17 protein-coding genes are annotated in these 14,868 nt (G+C 64.4%); 10 read left to right on the top strand and 7 right to left on the bottom strand.

Features of this window, described 5'->3' with window-relative positions; translation table 11 throughout:
- Positions 1–3 precede the first annotated feature (3 nt).
- The 3 genes from EJ076_RS13860 to rsgA all read left to right on the top strand — a co-directional run bounded on the left by EJ076_RS13860 (position 4) and on the right by rsgA (position 2,948).
- Positions 4–894 (top strand): sugar ABC transporter permease, encoded by an 891-nt coding sequence (locus EJ076_RS13860; RefSeq protein WP_126068245.1) that lies wholly within the window; start codon positions 4–6, stop codon positions 892–894.
- Complete coding sequence (locus tag EJ076_RS13855) at positions 891–1,766, top strand: carbohydrate ABC transporter permease (RefSeq protein ID WP_126068244.1); 876 nt, start codon at positions 891–893, stop codon at positions 1,764–1,766. Before EJ076_RS13860 ends, EJ076_RS13855 begins: the two co-directional genes overlap by 4 nt.
- A gap of 144 nt (positions 1,767–1,910) precedes the next feature.
- On the top strand, positions 1,911–2,948 hold the full coding sequence (gene rsgA / locus EJ076_RS13850; protein WP_109661829.1) for a ribosome small subunit-dependent GTPase A: 1,038 nt from the start codon (positions 1,911–1,913) through the stop codon (positions 2,946–2,948).
- A gap of 21 nt (positions 2,949–2,969) precedes the next feature.
- On the opposite strand, the gene EJ076_RS13845 is transcribed toward rsgA, so the two are convergent.
- Positions 2,970–3,503: a sterol desaturase family protein gene (locus tag EJ076_RS13845; RefSeq protein WP_109661826.1), complete on the bottom strand. Its 534-nt coding sequence runs from the start codon at positions 3,501–3,503 to the stop codon at positions 2,970–2,972.
- Between the two features lie 172 nt (positions 3,504–3,675).
- Between EJ076_RS13845 and EJ076_RS13840 the strand changes: the two genes are divergently transcribed.
- Positions 3,676–4,146: an NUDIX domain-containing protein gene (locus EJ076_RS13840; protein ID WP_126068243.1), complete on the top strand. Its 471-nt coding sequence runs from the start codon at positions 3,676–3,678 to the stop codon at positions 4,144–4,146.
- Positions 4,147–4,156: 10 nt separating this feature from the next.
- On the opposite strand, the gene pobA is transcribed toward EJ076_RS13840, so the two are convergent.
- The 6 genes from pobA to pcaD are packed head-to-tail and all read right to left on the bottom strand — an operon-like array spanning position 4,157 to position 8,969.
- Positions 4,157–5,329, bottom strand: a complete 1,173-nt coding sequence (gene pobA / locus EJ076_RS13835; RefSeq protein ID WP_126068242.1) for a 4-hydroxybenzoate 3-monooxygenase — start codon at positions 5,327–5,329, stop codon at positions 4,157–4,159.
- Complete coding sequence (locus tag EJ076_RS13830; RefSeq protein ID WP_126068241.1) at positions 5,329–6,381, bottom strand: 3-carboxy-cis,cis-muconate cycloisomerase; 1,053 nt, start codon at positions 6,379–6,381, stop codon at positions 5,329–5,331. The genes pobA and EJ076_RS13830 overlap by 1 nt, the downstream gene beginning before the upstream one ends.
- A 19-nt stretch (positions 6,382–6,400) precedes the next feature.
- Positions 6,401–7,015 carry a protocatechuate 3,4-dioxygenase subunit alpha gene (gene pcaG / locus EJ076_RS13825; RefSeq protein ID WP_126068240.1) on the bottom strand — a complete coding sequence of 205 codons (615 nt, stop codon included), beginning with the start codon at positions 7,013–7,015 and terminating at the stop codon, positions 6,401–6,403.
- Positions 7,015–7,770, bottom strand: a complete 756-nt coding sequence (pcaH, locus tag EJ076_RS13820) for a protocatechuate 3,4-dioxygenase subunit beta (RefSeq protein WP_126068239.1) — start codon at positions 7,768–7,770, stop codon at positions 7,015–7,017. Before pcaH ends, pcaG begins: the two co-directional genes overlap by 1 nt.
- Positions 7,760–8,167, bottom strand: coding sequence for a 4-carboxymuconolactone decarboxylase (pcaC, locus tag EJ076_RS13815; protein WP_126068238.1), 408 nt, complete (start codon positions 8,165–8,167; stop codon positions 7,760–7,762). Before pcaC ends, pcaH begins: the two co-directional genes overlap by 11 nt.
- Positions 8,160–8,969 carry a 3-oxoadipate enol-lactonase gene (gene pcaD / locus EJ076_RS13810; RefSeq protein WP_126068237.1) on the bottom strand — a complete coding sequence of 270 codons (810 nt, stop codon included), beginning with the start codon at positions 8,967–8,969 and terminating at the stop codon, positions 8,160–8,162. Before pcaD ends, pcaC begins: the two co-directional genes overlap by 8 nt.
- Positions 8,970–9,062: 93 nt before the next feature.
- Here pcaD and pcaQ point away from each other — a divergent pair, with 93 nt between their 5' ends.
- The 6 genes from pcaQ (at position 9,063) to EJ076_RS13780 (ending at position 14,867) form a co-directional block, all read left to right on the top strand.
- Positions 9,063–9,980, top strand: a complete 918-nt coding sequence (gene pcaQ / locus EJ076_RS13805; protein ID WP_126068236.1) for a pca operon transcription factor PcaQ — start codon at positions 9,063–9,065, stop codon at positions 9,978–9,980.
- 129 nt (positions 9,981–10,109) lie between these two features.
- Positions 10,110–11,426, top strand: coding sequence for an ABC transporter substrate-binding protein (locus tag EJ076_RS13800; RefSeq protein WP_126068235.1), 1,317 nt, complete (start codon positions 10,110–10,112; stop codon positions 11,424–11,426).
- Between the two features lie 21 nt (positions 11,427–11,447).
- Entirely contained in the window at positions 11,448–12,191 is a 744-nt protein-coding gene (locus EJ076_RS13795) for an ABC transporter ATP-binding protein (protein WP_126068234.1), read from the top strand.
- Positions 12,188–12,916, top strand: a complete 729-nt coding sequence (locus EJ076_RS13790) for an ABC transporter ATP-binding protein (RefSeq protein WP_126068233.1) — start codon at positions 12,188–12,190, stop codon at positions 12,914–12,916. The genes EJ076_RS13795 and EJ076_RS13790 overlap by 4 nt, the downstream gene beginning before the upstream one ends.
- The gene (locus tag EJ076_RS13785; RefSeq protein WP_126068232.1) at positions 12,913–13,809 is read left to right on the top strand and encodes a branched-chain amino acid ABC transporter permease; all 897 of its coding nucleotides are present in this window, start codon (positions 12,913–12,915) and stop codon (positions 13,807–13,809) included. The genes EJ076_RS13790 and EJ076_RS13785 overlap by 4 nt, the downstream gene beginning before the upstream one ends.
- Complete coding sequence (locus tag EJ076_RS13780; RefSeq protein ID WP_126068231.1) at positions 13,806–14,867, top strand: branched-chain amino acid ABC transporter permease; 1,062 nt, start codon at positions 13,806–13,808, stop codon at positions 14,865–14,867. Before EJ076_RS13785 ends, EJ076_RS13780 begins: the two co-directional genes overlap by 4 nt.
- Position 14,868 lies beyond the last annotated feature (1 nt).

The raw sequence follows: 14,868 nt of genomic DNA, 5'->3' as shown, positions 1-14,868 counted from the left end.
GCCATGATCAACAGGTACCGTGCCTCGGCGGGCATCATGCTGGCGCCCGCCGTGACGCTGATCGGCGTCTTTGTCCTCTTGCCGATGCTGCTCACCGTCTGGCTGTCTGTCCAGGACTGGTCGACGCAGACACCGTTTTCCAGTGCAAGCTTCATCGGCCTCGACAATTTCCGCGAGATTTTTGGCCCGACCTCGGTCGGCCGTGACTTCAAGGGCGCGCTTGCCAACACCGCGATCTACACGGCGCTGTCGGTCATCCTGATCCTGCCGCTTTCCGTTGTGTTCGGGCTGATGGTCTATCAGCGCGACGTCGCCGGCGGCACGGCGCTGAGAACCGTGCTGTTTGCCACCTACATGGTGCCGATGATCGCGGTGGCGCTGGTCTGGTCGAAGCTCTATTCGCCGAGCGAAGGGCCGCTCAACCAGATGCTCGGGCTGGTCGGCATCGGCCCGCAGCCGTGGCTGTCGTCGCCGCGCTCGGCGCTGATCTCGATCGTCTTCCTCAATGTCTGGCAGCAGGTGGGCTATTTCACCGTGCTGGCGATCGCCGGGCTGACGCAGATCCCCGGCAGCCTTTATGAGGCGGCGAAGCTGGACGGCGCCAACCGGCGCGAGCAGTTCCGGTTCATCACGCTGCCGCTGCTACGGCGCACGCTTTTGTTCAGCGCCGTCATCGCCATCATCAACGCGGTGCAGGTGTTCGAGCCGGTCGCGCTCATCACCCAGGGCGGGCCGGTCGGCTCGACCAATGTGCTGACCTACCACATCCGCCGCGTCGGCATCGAGCGCGCCCAGGGCGGGCTGGGCTCAGCGATGGCGGTCATGCTGATGCTGTCGCTGATCGTCGTGGTCTGCGCGCTGTTCGCCCTGGTCAACCGGAAGGACGACGAATGACGGCGCGGGGGTTTTCCGGATCGTCGAGCTGGTTGCAGCGCAGACGCCCGGCCGGCCGCAAGGCGCTGCTGGCAACGCTGATGCTGCTCGTCGCCGTCGCCTCGGCCTTCCCGCTGCTGTGGATGGTGCTGTCGAGTCTCAAAACCCCGGCCGAGAGCATGCAGGTGCCACCGGTGTGGATCCCCGGCACGCCGAGCCTCGACGCCTATGAGAAGGTTTCGGGCGTGGTCAATGTCGGCCGCTCGATGTGGAACTCTCTGGTCATCGCCTCGATCACGACCGCCGGCATCCTCCTCACCAGCATGATGGCCGGCTACGCCTTCGCCAAATACCACTTCCCCGCCAAGTCGCTGCTGTTTTCGGTGCTGATCGCCACCATGTTCCTGCCGCCGATCGTGACGCTGATCCCGCTCTACCGCCTCGTCGGATCGATCGGGCTCAACGCCAGCCTGGCAGGCATCATCGTACCCAATCTCGCCAATGCCTTCGGCATCTTCCTGATGCGCCAATTCATCGCTGGCGTGCCGGACGATCTGATCGACGCCGCGCGCATGGATGGCGCGTCGGAGCTGCTGATCCTGTTCAAGATTGTGGCGCCGAGCGTCGCGCCGGCGATCGCGGCACTGGCGCTGTTTGCCTTCGTCTATCACTGGAACAGCTATTTGTGGCCGCTGACCGTGCTGCAGGGCAATGCGGACGCCTATCCGATCGTCATCAGCCTCAGCCGCCTGCTCAGCTACAACAGGGGCGCGGTCAACACCGGCCTGGTGATGGCCGGCGCCACGCTCGCCGTACTGCCGCCGCTGCTGCTGTTCGTCTTCCTGCAGCGCTTTTTCGTCGATTCCATCGTCGGCTCCGCGATCAAGGGATAAGCTGCAGAAGCTTGCCGCTCGGACCACGGCCCTGCTTGCCAAATGCCGTCATGCCGCCCATACAGCAGGGCAATCGCCCGCCCGAGGTCGTGGTCCGCCTCTCCTTCGATTTTGCCAGGGATACTGTCTAATGTCCGCGACGCCGTGGTCAAAGCCGTGACGGATCACTCCACGCCATCGCTCGCCAGCCTGGGCTGGACGGAATTTTTCGGCGACCAGCTCGAACCCGGCGACGCCAATTTCGTCCCGACGCGGATCGCCACGGTCCATCGCGACCGCCTGACCGGCCTCTCCCAGGCAGGGCCGGTCGATCTGACGCTGCCGGCACAGGCGAACACCGGTGACTATGCCGTCGGCGACTGGGTGCTGGTCGATGGGCATGAGCACCTGGTCCAGCGCCGCCTGACCCGCAAGACGGTGCTGGAACGCCGCACCCAGGGCGGCAGGGTGCCGCAGCTTGCCGCGGCCAATGTCGACACACTGTTCATCGTCACCTCGTGCAATGCCGACTTCAATCCCGCCCGGCTCGAGCGCTATCTGGCGCTGGCCAATGAGGCCGGAACGACGCCGGTGATCCTGCTGACCAAGGCCGACACCGCTGAAGACGCCGAGGCGTATGAAAGGCAGGCTGCGGCGTTGCAGCGTGGATTGCCGGTCGTGATGCTGAATCCCCGCACATCGGATGCGGCAACCGTCTTGGCTGCCTGGTGTGGTGCTGGCCAGACGGTGGCGCTGATCGGCTCCTCCGGGGTCGGCAAGTCTACGTTGGTCAACACGCTGGCCGGATCGGCGCAGCAATCGCCGCAACAGACCGGAGGCATTCGCGAGCACGATTCCAAGGGACGCCACACCACCACGTCGCGATCGCTGCATTCCATTGCCGGCGGCGGCTGGGTGATCGACACGCCGGGCATGCGGACGCTGCAGGTCAGCGATGTCGGCTATGGCATCGACACGCTGTTTGCCGAAATCACCGAGCTCGCCCCGCTGTGCAAGTTCCGCGACTGCACGCATGTGCATGAGCCAGGCTGCGCGGTGCAGGCGGCCCTGAAGGCCGGGACGCTCGACCCGGAGCGCCTTGCCCGTTGGCGCAAACTGTCCGACGAAAACCAGAACAACACGCCGGTTCAGAGCGGCCCTCGCGGCGCCAAGTCACCCGGGGGTCGCGGCAAAAGGCGTTGAACGGCCGAGGCTGAACTGGCTTCAGAGCCGCGCCGTACCGAAGACCCGATCCCAAAGTGCCGACGTAACACCGAAATTAACCGATTCGTCGATGTGATGATGCACGGCGTGGCGGCGCTTGAGCGTGTAGAGGTAGCTCGGATGGGTGGGATGCCAATGATGAATCATATGGTGGACGCTGATGTACCAGAGGTACCCCAGCATCAGCCCGCAGCTTACCGCGCTCGCGGTTGCGAAGTCCGAGACCACCCAAACGGGCACAAACGCGACCAGGGCATGCACCCCGAGGCTGAGCCAGGTCGGCGTGCCCACCGAACTGCGCTCCTCGACATGGTGACGATCATGCAGGTCCTTGATGTAGGGAATGTGGTGAAGGACGAACCTGTGCAGGAGGTATTCGGTCAGCGTCCAGAGGCCGAGACAGGCGAGGACCGTACCTATCCAGCCTGGCGCACTCTCTTCGCCGGCCTCGAGCAATCCGGCCACTGCCAGCACGGCGATCACCAGCGGATACACCACGAAGTCGCTATAGTAGCCAATAAGACCGAGTTGCATCGTCACCTAGCCTTCGTGCCGCCAAATAAGCGATGATGTCAGATTGCCGGACTCGCGCGTGAGGTGCAATGCAGACGCGCCAGACATAGCGTCGCAATCCCTTGGTGCAAGGTTCGCGTCAACGATTCAAGGACCATCGGCAGGCTGCCGGCTTTGCAGACGGACGTATAAAATGGCAAAACACAGCGCGGGATTGCTGATCTATCGCCGCAGCGACGGCGATCTCAGGGTGTTGCTGGTCCACCCAGGCGGACCGTTCTGGGCGAAGAAGGACGATGGTGCGTGGTCGATACCGAAGGGTCTTGTCGACGAGAATGAGGACGAGTTGACGGCAGCGCAACGCGAGACCGAGGAAGAGCTTGGCGTCAAGGTCGATGGCCCGTTCGCGCGGCTCGGCGACTACAGGCAACCGGGCGGCAAGATCGTCTCGGCCTGGTCTGTCGAGGCGACCATCAACATCGACGTGACCACCATCAAGAGCAACAGCTTCACCATGGAATGGCCGCCAAGATCGGGATCCCTGAAGGCGTTTCCGGAAGTCGACCGAGCAGGCTGGTTCACCTTGCCCGAGGCCGAAGTGAAGATCCTCAACGGGCAGCGCCCGATGCTGTCAGATTTTGCCAGGCAGCAAGGCGCCGGATGATCCGCAGCCTTCAGTAGGGCAGGCCGACATAGTTCTCGGCAAGCGCGGTCGATGCGGCACGCGACTGCACGAGATAGTCGAGTTCGGCCTCCTGGATGCGCTGGCCGAACTCGCCGGTGTCGGGAAAGCGATGCAGCATCGTCGTCATCCACCAGGAAAAGCGCACGGCCTTCCAGACCCGTGCCAGCGCCTTTTGCGAATAGCAATCAATACCAGCCATGGTTTTGTCGCGGTAGAAGTCGCGAAAACCTGGGAAGAGATAGCGCACGTCGCTGGCAGCGAGGTTGAGGCCCTTGGCGCCGGTCGGCGGCACGATGTGGGCGGCGTCACCAACCAGGAAAAGCTTGCTGAAGCGCATTGGCTCGGCAACGAAGGAGCGCAGCGGCGCGATCGATTTCTCGAAGGATGGCCCGGTGACGACATTTGCCGCCGTCCGCTCCGGCAAGCGGCGGCGCAACTCGTCCCAAAAGCGATCGTCCGACCACGCCTCGACGCGATCGTCCTGTGGGCACTGCACATAGTAGCGGCTGCGATGCGTCGAGCGCATCGAGCACAGCGCAAAACCCCGCTCATGATTGGCATAGACCAGTTCGTGATCGGCAGGCGGCACTTCGGCCAGCACGCCGAGCCAGCCGAACGGATACTGCCGCTCGAAGGTTTTCAGCGCACGCTCAGGCACCGATTTCCGACTGACGCCGTGGTAGCCGTCGCAGCCGGCAATGAAGTCGCAATCGATCCGATGCGTGACGCCGTCCCGGTCATAAGTGGCGAAAGGTGCGGCGCCATCGAAATCGTGCAGAGCGACATTTGCCGCCTCATAGATCGTGGCCAGTCCTGCCGCGTCGCGCTTGTCCATCAAATCGTGCGTCACTTCGGTCTGGCCGTAGACGGTGACATGCCTGCCGCCGGTCAGTGCCTCGAGGTCGATGCGGTGCAGGCGTCCGTCGAAGGCGAGCGAGATGCCGGAATGCGGCAGCCCTTCGGCATGCAGCCTTGCTGCCGCACCGGCCTGTTCCAGCAGTTCGACCGTGCCCTGTTCGAGCACCCCTGCCCGCACGCGGCCAAGCACGTGCTCGCGGCTCGCCCGTTCCAGAATGACCGTCTCGACGCCGATGCCGGCCAGAAGCTGCCCGAGCAGCAGGCCGGACGGTCCGGACCCGATGATGACGATTTGTGTGCGCATCAGTGGCCCAGACTTTCGATCTGTCCGGTCAGCTCGGCGGCAAGGCGCAGCGACGCGGCCGTTGCGACGACCATTTGCGGCAGCAGCAGCCATTCCAGCGTCCAGGCCGCGCCCGAGCGCTCCTGCTCATGCACGAGCGCCTGATGCATCCCGGAAAGCTGCGTGGCGTTGAAGCGGGCAAGCGCCACCAGTGCCTCTGCCTTCACGGGATTCTGCTTGTGCGGCATGGCCGACGAGCCGCCGCCGCCTGAGAGTTCGATGTCGGTTCCACCTTGCGCCATCAGCGCCATGTCCTGGCCGAACTTGCCGAGGCTGCCGGTCACCAGCGACATAAGGCCGGCAAAATCGGCGAGTGCATCACGCTGGCTATGCCATTGCGGTGCGTCGCCAAGGCCGAGTTTTGCGGCAAGGGCTGCGCGCACCGCCGGCCCTTTATCGTCTAGCTTCTCCAGTGTGCCGGCGGCCCCGCCAAACTGCACCACCAGCAGGCGTCTCGACTGTTCGGACAATCTCTCCTGGTGCCGTTGCAGCGGCGCCCGCCACGCCGTCACGCGATCCGCAACTTTGATCGGAATCGCCTTCTGCATGCGCGTCATTCCGGTCAGCGCCCTGCCGCCAAAACGCTCTTCGAGCAAAGCGAGGCGCATGACGGTTTCGGTCAACAGCAGATCGAGATGCTCGACGACGGATTTCAGCCGAAGCATCAAGCCGGTGTCGATGACATCCTGGCTGGTCGCGCCGAAATGCACTTTCTGGCCATGCGGTTCGCCGACCGCCGCCCTGATCTGGCGCACCAGTTCCGGCACGATGACGCCGTCTTTTGCGACACCGGCCCGCAGCAAGGCGGTGTCGGGCCGGAATGTGGCCAGTGCGGCCACGATCGCTGCCGCCGCATCTCTGGTGATGAACCCGGTTTCGGCCTCTGCTTGCGCCAGCGCCCGTTCGAAGGCCAGCATCGCCTTGATTTCGGCCTCGACGGAAAAATGCCTCACCGCTTCCTCGTCACCGAGGAGTGCGGAGAGCAGTGGATGGTCGAAGGGCGATACGGTCATGTCGCACGTCTCCTGAGCATCAGCTGTCGAAGAAGACCGTTTCCTTCTCCCCCTGGAGATGGACGTCGAAGACGTAGGTGTCGCCGTTGCGCTCGGCGATCAGAGTCGGCACGCGAACGCGATGCTCGATGCGCGCCAGGATCGAATCCCCGGCATTGGCCTTTTCCTCGTCGGAAAAATACAGCCGTGTGTGCAGGCCGAGATTGATGCCGCGCGCGACGATCCAGAGGGTGATGTGCGGGGCCATCAGGCGGCCATCATTCGAAGGCACGCGGCCCGGCTTGATCGTGTCGAACGTGCACAGGCCGGTGTCCATGTCGGTCGGGCAACGGCCCCAGCCGAAGAAATTTGGATCGGCAGCGCCGCGCAATTCGGCCGGCGAATTGTAGAGCCCGTCGGCATCCGCTTGCCAGATCTCGATCAGCGCGTCCTTGAGCGGTGTGCCGGTGCCGTCGAGCACCCGGATGCGCAAGCCGATGCGCTCGCCTTTGGTCTTGTCGTTGACCATGGTGGCGCCGAGATCGCTGGGATAGACGCCGCCGATGCCGCAGAAATTGGGCGTCAGCCCGATATGGACGTAGGGTCCGGCGGTCTGCGAGGGGCTTTCCCTGAGCCGGTCGAGCGATTGAGCCATCAATTGCCCTCCGGCCTGTTTTCGAACAGCGACGCGCGGCGCCCGCGCAGCACGATGTCGAACTTGTAGGCGCGCGCGTCGAAGGGGATCGTCGCTTGCATGTCGAGCGCAGCGATCAGCGTCTCGATGGCCGCCTTGTCGGGGATGCCGCGCACGATCGGGCATTGCCAGATCAGCGGGTCGCCCTCGAAATACATCTGCGTGATCAGCCGCTGCGCGAAGCCGTGGCCAAAGACCGAGAAATGGATATGCGAAGGCCGCCAGTCGTTCGGCCCGTTCGGCCAGGGATAGGGACCTGGCTTGACGGTGCGAAAGGCATAGCCGCCATCCTCGCCTGTAATAGTGCGGCCGCAGCCGCCGAAGTTCGGGTCGAGCGGCGCCAGATAGCCGTCCCTTTTGTGGCGATAGCGGCCACCGGCATTGGCCTGCCAGAATTCGAGCAGCGCGCCGGGCACGCCAACACCGCGTTCGTCGAGCACCCGGCCATAGACGATGATGCGCTCGCCGAGCGCGCTCTCGCCAGGTCTGGCGAAATTGTGGATCAGGTCGGCGTCGAGTTCGCCGAGCATGGCGTGACCGAAGACCGGGCCTGCAATCTCCGACAGCGTGTTGTCGAACGACAACGGCGCCTTCTGCGGCGAACGCAGCACGGAGGTCTTGTAATTCGGCGTCAGAGCAGACGGATGCCAGGTCCGGTCGCGCTGGAAGAAGGCGCCGGTCTCGGGCCTCCGGTTCGAGCCGGACTTAGCGGGCATTCTGGCTTCCGTCCATTTCCGAAAACACGTCCTTGGCGATCTTGAAGGCGCGGTTGGCGGCCGGCACGCCGGCATAGATGGCGACATGCAGGAACGCCTCGCAGATATCGTCGCGCGAGGCACCGGTGTTAACGGTGGCGCGCACATGCATCGCAACCTCCTCATCATGGCCGAGTGCGGCCAGCAGCGCCAGCGTGACGATCGAACGCTCGCGCTTGGTGAAGCCCGGCCGCGCCCACACGGTTCCCCAGGCAGCCTCGGTGATCAGCTCCTGGAAAGGCTGGTCGAAATCGGTGGCCGCGACCTCGGCCCGGTCGACATGGCGGTCGCCGAGCACGGAGCGCCGCACCGCGAGGCCGGTGCGATATCTGGCTACGTTGCCGGGGACTTCATCCATGGGTTTCTGCTCCAGGGGCAAGCGATGCGATAAAACCGCGGATCAGGGCGATCAGCGCTTCAGGCTGTTCGATGCAAGGAATGTGCCCGGCGTCGCGGATGATCTCGAAGCGCGCGCCGGGGATCAGCTCTGCCAGCGAGCGGACGAGATCGGGAGGCGTCGAGCCATCCTGGTCGCCGGCGACGCAGAGCGTCGGCACCGCGATGCGGCGTGCGGCATCGGTGAAATCCGCATCACGAACGGCCGCGCAAGTCCCGATGTAACCGGCGAGTGCTTGCCTCGTCATCATGTTCCAATAGCCGTCCAGCTCGGCCAGACGCGCCGCGTGGAAGGCGGGGGTGAACCACACTTTGAGCACGCCATCGGCAATGGCCTGGATGCCCTTGCTTTCGACCGTCGCGATGCGCGTGTTCCAGCTGTCTGTCGTGCCGATCTTGTGAGCCGTGTCGCACAGGATCAGGCCTTCGACAATTTCCGGGCGCCTGCGATAGAAGCCTTGTGCGATCAGGCCGCCGACCGACAGGCCGCACAGCACGACCTTGCTCAACCCGAAATGATCGATGAGCGCCGAGAGGTCGTCGACATGATCGTCGATCGACCTGATGTCGCCGATATCTGATAGTCCGTGGCCGCGCTTGTCATAGACCAGCACCGGCATTTCACCATCAAGTGCGGCGACAACATCGTCCCAGATCCGGAAGTCGGTGCCGAGCGAATTGATGAATATGACAGGGCGCGCATTGCCGGCCGCCTTGATGTGGCGATGGTGCAGCGTGATGCCGCCGATGGTGACGAATGGCACGATTTCGATCCTCCGTCCCCACATTGCACAAGGCGTTTGGTTCGGTAAAATGATATTTTGCGCCGTTTCATTAACTCAGGGGTTATCAAATTCATGTCCGAGAGCCGCATCCGGTTCCGTCACCTGCAGGCATTCCTTGAAGTTGCGCGGCAGGGAAGCGTGGCGCGAGCGGCCGACTTGCTGCATGTCAGCCCACCGGCGGTGACCAAGACGTTGCGTGAGTTAGAAGAGGCGCTGGGTGTGGCGGTGGTCGAGCGCGACGGCCGCGGCATCCGGCTGACGCGCATCGGCGAAATCTTCCTTCGCCATGCCGGCACGGCGATCACGGCACTCAAGCAAGGCGTCGATTCCGTCCGCCAGGACGGAGCGGTCAACCGGCACCCAATCCGCATCGGCGCGCTGCCGACGGTGTCGGCGCGGGTGATGCCGCTTGCCATAAGCCTGTTCCTCAAGGAGGGTACCGGTGCGGCGATCAAGATCGTCACCGGCGAGAATGCGGTGCTGCTCGAACAGTTGCGCACCGGCGCGCTCGATCTCGTCGTCGGACGGTTGGCGGCGCCGGAAAACATGACCGGCTTCTTCTTCGAGCACCTCTATTCCGAACCGGTGCTGTTCGTGGTGCGGGCGGGACATCCGCTGCTCGATCCGGGACAGGATGTGTTCGCACGGCTCGACGAATTCCCGATGCTGATGCCGACACGGGAATCGGTCATTCGCCCTTTCGTCGACCGCCTGTTCATCACCAACGGCATGACGGCGCCGGCAACCGAGATCGAAACCGTTTCGGACTCCTTCGGCCGCGCCTTCCTGCGGCAGAGCAATGCCGTCTGGATCATTTCGGCCGGCGTCGTTGCCAACGAACTTGGCAGCGGCGCCTTCGTCGCCCTTCCGGTCAACACCGAGGAAACCAAGGGGCCTGTCGGCCTGACGATGCGGACGGATACGGCGCCCTCGCCGGCCTTCTCCATCCTGCTGCAGACCGTCCGCGAAGCGGCAAGGCAGGGCAGCTAGGGCACGAGATGATCGCTGTCAGTTCCGAATTTCATAACCCAGGGGTTAACGAAACACCGCAAAATATCATTTTACCGAACCAAACCACTGGTGCACTGTGACGATGGAGGACCACAAAGGGAGGAACATATGACGCACGCACTCGGCAGCAGATCCACGAATCCAGGCATTTCGCGACGCCAGTTCATTGCGACCTCCATCGCCGGCGGCACGGCGCTGGCGCTTGGCGGCGGCAGGGCTTTTGCGCAAGCAGGCGACACGCTCAAGGTCGGCTTCGTCAGCCCGCGCACCGGGCCGCTCGCCGGGTTCGGCCAGACCGACGGCTACGTGCTCGATCTGGCCCGCAAGGCGCTGGCCGGTGGCATTGAGATAGGCGGCAAGAAATACAACGTCGAGATTCTCGACCAGGACACGCAATCCGATCCGTCGCGCGCGGGCCAGCTGGCCAAGGACCTGATCAACAACCAGGCCATCGACCTGATGCTGGCGGTGTCGACGCCCGAGGTGATCAATCCAGTGGCCGACGCCTGCGAGGCCGCCGGCGTGCCGTGCCTGTCGACGGTCATGCCGTGGGAGGCCTGGTATTTCGGCCGCGGCGCCAAGCCGGGCGAACCCTCGCCGTTCAAATGGACCTATCATTTCGGCTTCGGCGTCGGCGAGTTCTTCAAGGCCTATATCTCGCAATGGAACCTGATCGAGACCAACAAGAAGGTCGGCGTCATGTATCCCAACGATGCCGACGGCAATGCCATCCGCGCCCATTTGGCGCCGCTGCTGGCCAAGCAGGGTTTCACCATTGTCGATCCCGGCGCCTATGAAACCGGCACGACCGATTATTCCGCGCAGATCGCACTGTTCAAGCAGGAAGGCGTCGAGATCTTCAACTCGTTCCCGATCCCGCCGGATTTCGCCGCCTTCTGGCGCCAGGCGGCACAGCAAGGCCTGATCAAGCAGATCAAGATCTGCCAGGTCGCCAAGACCGGACTGTTCCCGTCCGACATCGAGGCGCTCGGCGATCTCGGCATGAAGATTTCGAGCGCCGCCTACTGGCACAAGGCATTCCCCTACAAATCGCCACTGACCGGCGTTTCGGGCGCCGAGCTGGCCGACGGCTATGAGGCGGCGAGCGGCAAGCAGTGGACGCAGCAGCTCGGCGCTTCGATGTCGCTGCTCGACGCCGGCTTCGAGGCGCTGAAGGCAAGCACCGACGCCAAGGACAAGGCGGCGGTCGCCAAGGCGCTGAGCACGCTGAAAACCGAGACGATGGTCGGCAAGGTCGACTTCACCAGCGGGCCGGTGGCCAATGTCTCGCCCGGCCCGATTATCGGCACGCAGTGGGTGGCCGCCAAGGAAGGCAGCAAGTTCCCGCTCGATTACGTCGTGACCGAGAACGCCACCGATCCCAACGTGCCTGTCGAAGCCAAGCTTCTGCCTTACAACGGCTGATGGACCGCTGACGAGGATCGCCTGGTGACCCATCCGCAACAACAGGCGATCCTCGCTGCCGCCGGTATCCACAAACGCTTCGGCGCGCTTGTGGTGCTGGGTGCGGTGGACTTCTCCATGGAAGCCGACGAGGCGGTCGGCATCGTCGGCCCGAACGGCGCCGGCAAGACCACGCTGCTCAGCGTGCTTGCCGGCGCTTTTCCGCCAAGCTCCGGCACGGTCAGCTTCAAGGGCGGCGACGTGACGCCACTGGCGGCGACGCAGCGCTGCCGGCTCGGCCTGGTGCGCACGCACCAGGTGCCGAAACCGTTCAGCGGCATGACCGCCTTCGAGAATGTCTTCGTTGCCGCCTCGCATGGCGCAGGCCTTGGCCGCGACGAGGCCTATGAGGAGGCGCTCGGCTCGCTGAAACTGTGCGGTATGCTCAGCGTTGCCAATCGGCGCGCCGAAACGCTGGGCCTGCTCGACCGCAAGCGGCTGGAACTGGCACGCGCACTCGCGGCCAGACCGACGCTGCTTCTGCTGGACGAGATCGGCGGTGGGCTGACCGATGGCGAAGCCGGCGAACTCGTCGACACGATCAAGGAATTGCGCCGCCGCAAGATCGGCATCGTCTGGATCGAGCACATCGTCCACATCCTCTTGCAGGTGGCCGAGCGGCTGATCTGCATGGACGCCGGCAAGATCATCGCCGATGGCGAACCGCAAACGGTGATGGCCGACCCCGAGGTCGTCCGTGCCTATCTCGGCGGAGGCCCGAAATGAGCCTGCTTGCGGTCGAGGACCTGGTTGTCCGGCATGGCTTGCTGCAGGCGGTGCGCGGCGTCAGCTTCAGCATCGAACGCGGCGAAACGCTGGCGCTGGTCGGCGCCAACGGCGCCGGCAAGACGACGCTGCTGAGGGCAATCGCCGGCGCGCACCAGCCGGCGGCTGGCCGCATGCTGCTGGACGGCGCCGATCTCACCGACGTGCCATCGCACAAGCGTGTCGGCATGGGCATCGCGCTGGTGCCTGAGGGGCGAAAACTGTTCGTGCAGATGACGGTCGAGGAGAACCTTCTGCTTGGCAAGACCGCTGGCCGGCCAGGTGACTGGAGCGTCGACAAGGTGCTCGAGATGTTCCCCAATCTGAAGCCGCGCCGCCACGCCAAGACGGGCCATCTCTCAGGCGGCGAGCAGCAGGCGACGGCGATCGGCCGCGCGCTGATGAGCAATCCGGACGTGCTGCTGCTCGACGAGGTCTCGCTCGGCCTGTCGCCGCTGATCGTCGATCGCGTCTATGCAGCACTGCAAGGGCTGATCGCCTCCGGCACGACGATCATCCTCGTCGAACAGGACCTCAACCGCGCGCTCGCGGTCTCCGACAGGGTCATCTGCATGCTCGAAGGGCGTGTTGCGCTGGAAGGGCCGAGCAAGGCGGTTTCGCGCGAGGATGTGACGAAGGCCTATTTCGGCCTGCACCGGAAAAGCCCCGGGAGCGTTCCCGCATGAGCAACCAGATCATCCAGGGCATCCTTCTCGGCGGCTACTACGCGCTGATCGCCTGCGGCCTGTCGTTCATGTTTTCGGTAATGCGCATCATCAACCTCGCCCATGGCAGCCTTGCCGTGTTCGCCGCCTTTGCGCTGTGGTGGCTCGCCTCGCGGTTCCACATCTCGCCCTTGGTCGGCCTGCTCATCGTGCTTCCGCTGATGGCGGCGATCGGCTGGGCGCTGCAGCGCTTCCTACTTGAACGCAGCGCACGCGGCGGTGCGCTGCTGCCGATCCTGACCACATTCGGCCTGGCCATCGTCATCGACAATCTGCTGTTCGAGCAGTTCGGCGCCGATACGCGTTCGCTGGCGCCCTATATCGGTAGCCTGTCCTATGATTCCTGGGAATGGCCAGGCAGCATCTATGTCGGCAAGCTCGCTGTGATCATGTTCGCCAGTGCCGTGATCCTGCTGGGCGGGCTGCAATTGTTCCTCACCCACACAAGGCTTGGCCGCTCGATCCGCGCCACGTCGGAGGACCCCGACACCGCCGGCCTGGTCGGCGTCGATGCGCGCCGCGCCAATGCGATCGCCGCTGCCATCGCCATGGTCACGGTCGGCCTTGCCGGCGCGTTTCTCGGCATGCGCGCCACCTTCGATCCCTATGCCGGCGCGCCGCAACTGCTGTTCGCTTTCGAGGCGGCAGTCATCGGTGGCGCTGGGTCGCTGTGGGGAACGCTGATCGGCGGCATCGTGCTGGCGCTCGCGCAGACACTGGGCGCGCAAGTGCATCCGCAAGGTTTTCTGATCGGCGGCCATGTCGCGTTCCTGATCGTGTTGTTCATTCGGCTCTCCACTTCGGGCCTCGGCCTGCGCGGCCTGCTGCGCTTGCCCACGAGGAAGCCGACGTGAGCGCCGTTTCGACATCCCCCGTCATCGAGCGCGGCACGGCGACGTCGCGCATCGCCGCGATTGCGGTCGCGGTTATCATCGCGCTACTGGCGATTGCTCCGCAGTTCCTGTCGGCTGGCGCGGTCGACAGGATGACCGCCCTGTTTGTCTATGTGATCCTGGCGGCGATGTGGAATGCATTGGCCGGCTTCGGCGGCCTGGTCTCGGTCGGCCAGCAGGTGTTCTTCGGGCTCGGCGCCTATTTCGCCATCCGGCTGGCCGATGCCGGCCTCAACCCGTTTCTGGCGCTGTTCGCCTCCGGAATTATTGTTGGCGCCGTCTCCTGGCCGCTCTCGCTGTTCATGCTGCGGCTGAGGAACGGCGAGTTCGCCATCGGCATGTGGGTGATCGCGGCGCTGACGCATCTGCTGGTCAATCTCGACCGGCTGGTGCAGGGCGAAACCGGCACATCGCTGATCTCGCTCAACGCCTACGACGCCGGCGCTAGGCGGGCAGCGATCTACTGGCTGGCGCTGGCATCGATGACCGCCCTGCTCGCCATCCTGTTTGGCCTGCTGCGCGGCAGCACAGGTGCTGCGATCCGGGCGATCCGCGACAATGAGGATGCCGCCGCCTCGGTCGGCGTGCGCGTCACCGGCACCAAGCGGCTGCTGTTCGTGCTTGCCGCCTTCGGCATCGGCATTGCCGGGGCGCTGTGGCTGGCGACCTCGATCACCTTCCAGCCCAAGACCTACTTCAATGTCCAGTGGACCGCCTATATGATCTTCATGGTGCTGGTCGGCGGCATCGGCACTTTCGAGGGCGCCATTCTGGGCGCGCTGGTGTTCTTCCTCATCGAGACGTGGTTCGGCGGCACCGGTGTCTGGTATCTGGTCGGGCTCGGCGCCACCGCCGTGCTGTTCTCGCTTTTCCTGCCGCGCGGCCTGTGGGGGACGATCGAGGAGCGTTTTGGGTTCCGCCTGCTGCCGGTTGGTTACCGCGTGAGGTTCCCAGCCGCCACCGATGGCGATGGAATGCTTTCGCCACAGCAAGCCACACCATATCGGGAGAAGGCATGAC

This window comes from Mesorhizobium sp. M7D.F.Ca.US.005.01.1.1 (genome assembly GCF_003952545.1).
GTDB lineage: Bacteria > Pseudomonadota > Alphaproteobacteria > Rhizobiales > Rhizobiaceae > Mesorhizobium > Mesorhizobium loti.
Note: the sequence above shows the minus strand (reverse complement) of the source record. Positions and strands in the feature narration are given on the sequence as shown.

Coding starts and splice junctions, on each gene's coding strand:
- EJ076_RS13860 (WP_126068245.1), top strand. CDS start 4: ATGATCAACAGGTACCGTGCCTCGGCGGGCATCATGCTGGCGCCCGCC.
- EJ076_RS13855 (WP_126068244.1), top strand. CDS start 891: ATGACGGCGCGGGGGTTTTCCGGATCGTCGAGCTGGTTGCAGCGCAGA.
- EJ076_RS13845 (WP_109661826.1), bottom strand. CDS start 3,503: ATGCAACTCGGTCTTATTGGCTACTATAGCGACTTCGTGGTGTATCCG.
- EJ076_RS13840 (WP_126068243.1), top strand. CDS start 3,676: ATGGCAAAACACAGCGCGGGATTGCTGATCTATCGCCGCAGCGACGGC.
- pobA (WP_126068242.1), bottom strand. CDS start 5,329: ATGCGCACACAAATCGTCATCATCGGGTCCGGACCGTCCGGCCTGCTG.
- EJ076_RS13830 (WP_126068241.1), bottom strand. CDS start 6,381: ATGACCGTATCGCCCTTCGACCATCCACTGCTCTCCGCACTCCTCGGT.
- pcaG (WP_126068240.1), bottom strand. CDS start 7,015: ATGGCTCAATCGCTCGACCGGCTCAGGGAAAGCCCCTCGCAGACCGCC.
- pcaH (WP_126068239.1), bottom strand. CDS start 7,770: ATGCCCGCTAAGTCCGGCTCGAACCGGAGGCCCGAGACCGGCGCCTTC.
- pcaC (WP_126068238.1), bottom strand. CDS start 8,167: ATGGATGAAGTCCCCGGCAACGTAGCCAGATATCGCACCGGCCTCGCG.
- pcaQ (WP_126068236.1), top strand. CDS start 9,063: ATGTCCGAGAGCCGCATCCGGTTCCGTCACCTGCAGGCATTCCTTGAA.
- EJ076_RS13800 (WP_126068235.1), top strand. CDS start 10,110: ATGACGCACGCACTCGGCAGCAGATCCACGAATCCAGGCATTTCGCGA.
- EJ076_RS13790 (WP_126068233.1), top strand. CDS start 12,188: ATGAGCCTGCTTGCGGTCGAGGACCTGGTTGTCCGGCATGGCTTGCTG.
- EJ076_RS13785 (WP_126068232.1), top strand. CDS start 12,913: ATGAGCAACCAGATCATCCAGGGCATCCTTCTCGGCGGCTACTACGCG.